The sequence below is a fragment of the Terrisporobacter sp. genome (assembly GCF_017888745.1).
Classification (GTDB): Bacteria; Bacillota; Clostridia; order Peptostreptococcales; family Peptostreptococcaceae; genus Terrisporobacter.
On record NZ_JAGHFM010000238.1, the window covers coordinates 1 to 4,950 of the forward strand.

4 protein-coding genes are annotated in these 4,950 nt (G+C 27.6%); 1 reads left to right on the plus strand and 3 read right to left on the minus strand.

Annotation, left to right across the window (positions count from 1 at the left end):
- The first annotated feature begins 308 nt into the window (after positions 1-308).
- On the plus strand, positions 309-1,013 hold the full coding sequence (locus tag J7G74_RS11145; protein WP_330616541.1) for an undecaprenyl diphosphate synthase family protein: 705 nt from the start codon (positions 309-311) through the stop codon (positions 1,011-1,013).
- A gap of 131 nt (positions 1,014-1,144) precedes the next feature.
- On the opposite strand, the gene J7G74_RS11150 is transcribed toward J7G74_RS11145, so the two are convergent.
- The 3 genes from J7G74_RS11150 to J7G74_RS11160 form a co-directional block, all read right to left on the minus strand.
- Entirely contained in the window at positions 1,145-2,719 is a 1,575-nt protein-coding gene (locus J7G74_RS11150; RefSeq protein WP_297135293.1) for a nitrite/sulfite reductase, read from the minus strand.
- Positions 2,720-2,783: 64 nt separating this feature from the next.
- The gene (locus J7G74_RS11155) at positions 2,784-3,620 is read right to left on the minus strand and encodes a sulfurtransferase (RefSeq protein ID WP_297135296.1); all 837 of its coding nucleotides are present in this window, start codon (positions 3,618-3,620) and stop codon (positions 2,784-2,786) included.
- Between the two features lie 252 nt (positions 3,621-3,872).
- Positions 3,873-4,091 (minus strand): alpha/beta-type small acid-soluble spore protein, encoded by a 219-nt coding sequence (locus J7G74_RS11160; protein ID WP_297135299.1) that lies wholly within the window; start codon positions 4,089-4,091, stop codon positions 3,873-3,875.
- Between the last annotated feature and the right edge of the window lie 859 nt (positions 4,092-4,950).

Sequence of the window (4,950 nt, forward strand, 5' to 3'; positions counted from 1 at the left end):
GATTTAAGAAAATTTTTATAAACTTCTCTCATGATTAAAGAGCAAGTATATATATGGACTTGCTCTTTTTAATAGAATTATATTACTATATTAAAAAGTAAAAATTTTTGTGGTAATTTTTATAAAAGCACAATAGAATATAATATAGGAATACTAAATAATATCTTATCAATAAGGTCGGGATAAGTTATTATTTAAATATGTTTTCTCCGTTTTATACAATAAACGGTGTGGTGACTCATGGAGAATCATTAAAACATATATACTTAAAAAAATCCTCACTTTGTTGAGGATTTTGATTTTTGGTAGTGTATTTATTATTATTTGGGGAAAAATATAAAAATAATTTTAATACATACGGAGGCATTATAAGAGTTCCAAAACATATAGGAGTGATCCCAGACGGAAATAGACGTTGGGCATCAAATAACAATTTAAATAAAGAAGAAGGCTACAAATATGGTATAAATCCAGGATTAGAAGTATTTAAACTTTGTCAAAAAGAAGGAATAGAAGAGGTAACCTTCTATGGGTATACTGTAGATAATACTAAGCGACCTGTAATACAAAAAGAAGCCTTTATTAAGGCTTGTGTAGAATCAGTCATGCTTTTAACTAAGGAAGATTGTGAAATTTTAGTAGTTGGCGATACATCAACTCATACATTTCCTGCAGAATTACTTCCTTTCACAAGAGAAAGAATAAAATGTGGTAATGGTGGAATTAAAGTAAACTTTTTAATTCATTATGGATGGGGATGGGATTTAGGATTCAGAAAAGAATATTGTCCAATTGGAAAACATATAGATACAAAACTTAAATCAAAAGATATCTCTAGAATTAACTTAATTATAAGATGGGGTGGTAGAAGAAGACTAAGTGGATTTTTACCAGTTCAATCTGTTTATGCTGATTTTTATGTAATAGATAATATGTGGCCAGATTTTAAACCACAAGATTTTTATGACGCTCTTAAATGGTACGATATACAAGATGTAACTCTTGGTGGATAAAGTATATTTATTCAATAAAAATGATATTTAGATAAATTATAAAAAGAAGTGATTTATTAATAAATCACTTCTTTTTATTTATATATAGTATAAATTTTTCTTGTTTTTTAGCATAGATTTTAATTATAAATCTATATAACATATTTGGAAGTTATGTTTTTCATTTCTTCTTCATTTGTAGCAAGCCAAGTATAAAAATCAGTATCACTATTTGCCACCACTTGACCTACTTCAAATAATAATTTTGGTAAATCATAAGCTTTATAATCGCCTAAAGATTTCCCAAGTCTTGTCTTCCCTAACTCAAAATCCCCATCAACAAATAATTCAAAAACATCAGTAAGTTCACCATCTATTTTTTTCTTTTTACCAGTAAGTCCTATTGCTCCTATTTGATGAACTCCACATGAGTTCCCACATCCTGATATATAAATTCTAGGCATTGCATTTAATATTGATTCATCATCATTACAATTTTCTCTAAAATAATTTATTATGTCATGAAGCATTTTTTGGCTATTTTGTATACCCATTTGGCAAATTGGAACACCTATGCAAGATACACTCTTTTCTATAGATGTACATCCACCAAAAGGTTTACTTAACTGTAATATTCTTTCAGCTTCATCACCCTCAAGGTTTATTATATAAATTCCTTCTGTCATAGCAAGCCTAATAGAAGCATGCTTTGTTTTATCTAACTCTTCAAGTAATTTCTCTAAATCAGATAATTTAAATTGACCTCCAATTGGATGGATATAAACACTATAGTGACCTTTTTGTTTTTGAGGGAAAAGCCTACAATCTTTTATGTTAGTTTCTACCCCTTCATCAGTTGGATAGTTTATAGGTTCTGGATTTAAGTCTAAATTTCCATTTGCTTTTTCTTTTGAAACATATTCTTTAAATTGTTTTATAAACTCTTCTTCGCCAAGTCTATATACAATATATCTAATTCTAGCTTTATTTTTATTATTATAGTCACCTTCAACCATAAAAAGTTTTGTCAATCCTTCTACATAATATAAAACTTCACTCGGCTCAATTAGTTCATCTAATTCAAGGGATACATTAGGATTTTTACCAAGGCCACCACCTACAAATACTTTAAAATAAGGTTTATTATCTTTCATAGTAGCTACAAACCCCAAATCTTGAACACTGCAGTGTGCAGCATCTTTATCACAAGAGGAGAACGATACTTTTAATTTCCTTGGTAAGTGATAAGTAGTTATTTTACTCATAAAATAATTATCTGTTGCAATAGCGTAAGGTGTAACATCAAAGACTTCATCTGGATCAACTCCAGAAAGCGGTGATAATCCAACATTTCTAGGAAAGTTTCCACCTCCACCTCTTGTAAATATGTTATTTTTTATTGCTTCTTCCATAATATTACATAAAGCATCCACATCTAAATCATGTAATTGTATTGCTTGCCTAGTCGTAAAATGAATACCAGGTAAATCATATTTCTTAGCCAAATTATATATAGTATGTAATTGATTTTTTGATACTACACCTGATGAAACTCTAAGTCTTATCATAAAAGATTTTTGATCTCTTTGTGCATAAACCCCATATCCACCAGATATTCCTTTGTAATCCATTTTAGATTTATCACCACTTAATAATTTTAAGCACTCTTCTTTAAAATCAGGAATCTCACTTAAAAATAATTCTTTTGTTCTTTGTAAATTGTACATATTAGCACCTCTAAAAAATATATTTTATATATTGTTTGCAATAAATTAGAATTATATTAATTCTTTATATTGTATCTATATCATTTTCTTCATAACTTATCCAATCACTAAAACTTCCTGTATAAAGTTTGTGATCTATATCAATTTCAGTTAAAGCTAAGCTTACTGGAGATGCAGTTATACCAGAACCACAATATATTATAACTTCACCAAAATCTTTCACTTTATTAAAATATTCTTCTAAAGACTTTTCACTTTTTATAGTTAGTCTATCTTCATTTTTATTTAATATATCCATCCAGAAATAATTTAAGGCACCTGGTATATGACCTGATTTTTTATCTACTGGCTCAAATTCACCTGAATATCTTATATTTTCTCTACAATCAACTATAGCAATATTTTCTTTATTAAGCCTTTCTCTCACATATTCCATATTAACTCTCATATTTTCATTAGAATTCACTTCAAATTTTCCTTTTTTTACTTCAGTTTTTTCAGAATTAATCTCTCCACCTATTTCTGCAAAATTATTTATTCCCCCATTTAATACGTATACTTTGTCATGTCCTAAATATTTTAATATCCACCAAAGTCTAGCTGGTCCTGATAAATCGCCTTCATCATAAGCTACAACTATAGAATCATTACTTATTCCTATATTTTCAAAAGTAATTTTTAGATCTTCAACATTGGGAAGTGGATGTCTCCCCCCATGTTCTTTGACTGGTGCTGATAATTCAGTTTCTACATCTATTCTTACAGCACCTTTTATATGAGATTCTTCATAACTTCTTTTGCCATATTCTTTATCCATTAAACTAAATCTACAATCTACTAAAACGAGTTTTTCATTTTGTAAATTTTCCTTGAGCCATTTTGGTGTCACTATATTTTTCATATTACTCTCTCCTAAAATATATTTCTAAAAGCTATACTTTTAATTGATAAATCTATTATACTATAATGGACTATTTTATGATAAATTTTTTATAATTTATCTCAAGTAATTATTTAAATTATATAAGATTCTCTACTAGGTGGCATACCTAAATATATTTACTTAAACTATTATATTTTTTAACTAGATATTTATTAGATTAAGTAAAATAATAATGAAAAAACTGCTAATTAATTAGCAGTTTTTTCATTATTATTGATCAGTTTTATTATATCTTTTTAGAAGCTCTCTTTCTCCCATTTCAACTAACTTTTTACTCATTTGACCTCCCACACGAGCAGAAAGTCCAATACTATCAACTGAATTATTATTATTCATTAAATTACTTCCAATAGCTAATTCCCTGGCAATCTCCATCTTCATTCGATTTAATGCAGTTTTAGCGTTGGAATCTATAGATTTATTATACATAAAAATCTCCTAAAAGTTTTATTTATATTATCCCATAAAAAAGTCTAATATATCCTCTCTATCTAAAGATGCCCCTTCTATAAAGTTCTATAAGCCCAAATTTTATATACAGTAATCGCTTCATCTAACAAACTTATTCTAAGGATTTTCATATACTTTAGATATATTTTCATTTCTAACATTTTTCTACACCACATTTTTACTTATTTTTATTATTTTTCCTAAATTTGTACTTAAAAATAACTCTAATAAAACTTTACATAGTAGTACTATAAAATTACTAAACATAAACAATGTAACTTACTACCTAAGATACTTTGAATATTTAATAATGCACTAACTTTTCCTAGCCAATCATAATTAAGTAAATTAACATTTGATTTTCACATTACTAATATTCCAGATAAAAGATTTGTAATTTTTAATTTAACATGTAAAAATGCTGTAATAAGTCCTAATATCAATACATTTTTAAGCATAAAAAATTCGCTTCGCTTAAGCCACTGCGCGGGCGCTCCACTTCATGTCTCCAACGAGATGCCTTTGAGCGACGTGTCGGCGAATCATTTTGTTAACACTTCAGGCAACTCCGTTGCTCAAAATTTACTTTTTTACAACTTCTCAAATGTATTGATAATACTTTAGCCTAGGAGTTTTCCACAGGTTTGAAGTCAATATAATATCCTTGTAAGTAAAAAAGCCACATTTTAATGTGACTTTTGCAATAGTATCTATAATATAAATACAATTACCTTTTTTAAGAATTTTCATAGAATCCATAAATTTGAACTTCTTTGATTTGCTCTAAATCTTTTATCTTCTTTTGATTTTAGAACTTATATTTTAATATAATTAACCC

Coding starts and splice junctions, on each gene's coding strand:
- J7G74_RS11150 (WP_297135293.1), bottom strand. CDS start 2,719: ATGTACAATTTACAAAGAACAAAAGAATTATTTTTAAGTGAGATTCCT.
- J7G74_RS11155 (WP_297135296.1), bottom strand. CDS start 3,620: ATGAAAAATATAGTGACACCAAAATGGCTCAAGGAAAATTTACAAAAT.
- J7G74_RS11160 (WP_297135299.1), bottom strand. CDS start 4,091: ATGTATAATAAATCTATAGATTCCAACGCTAAAACTGCATTAAATCGA.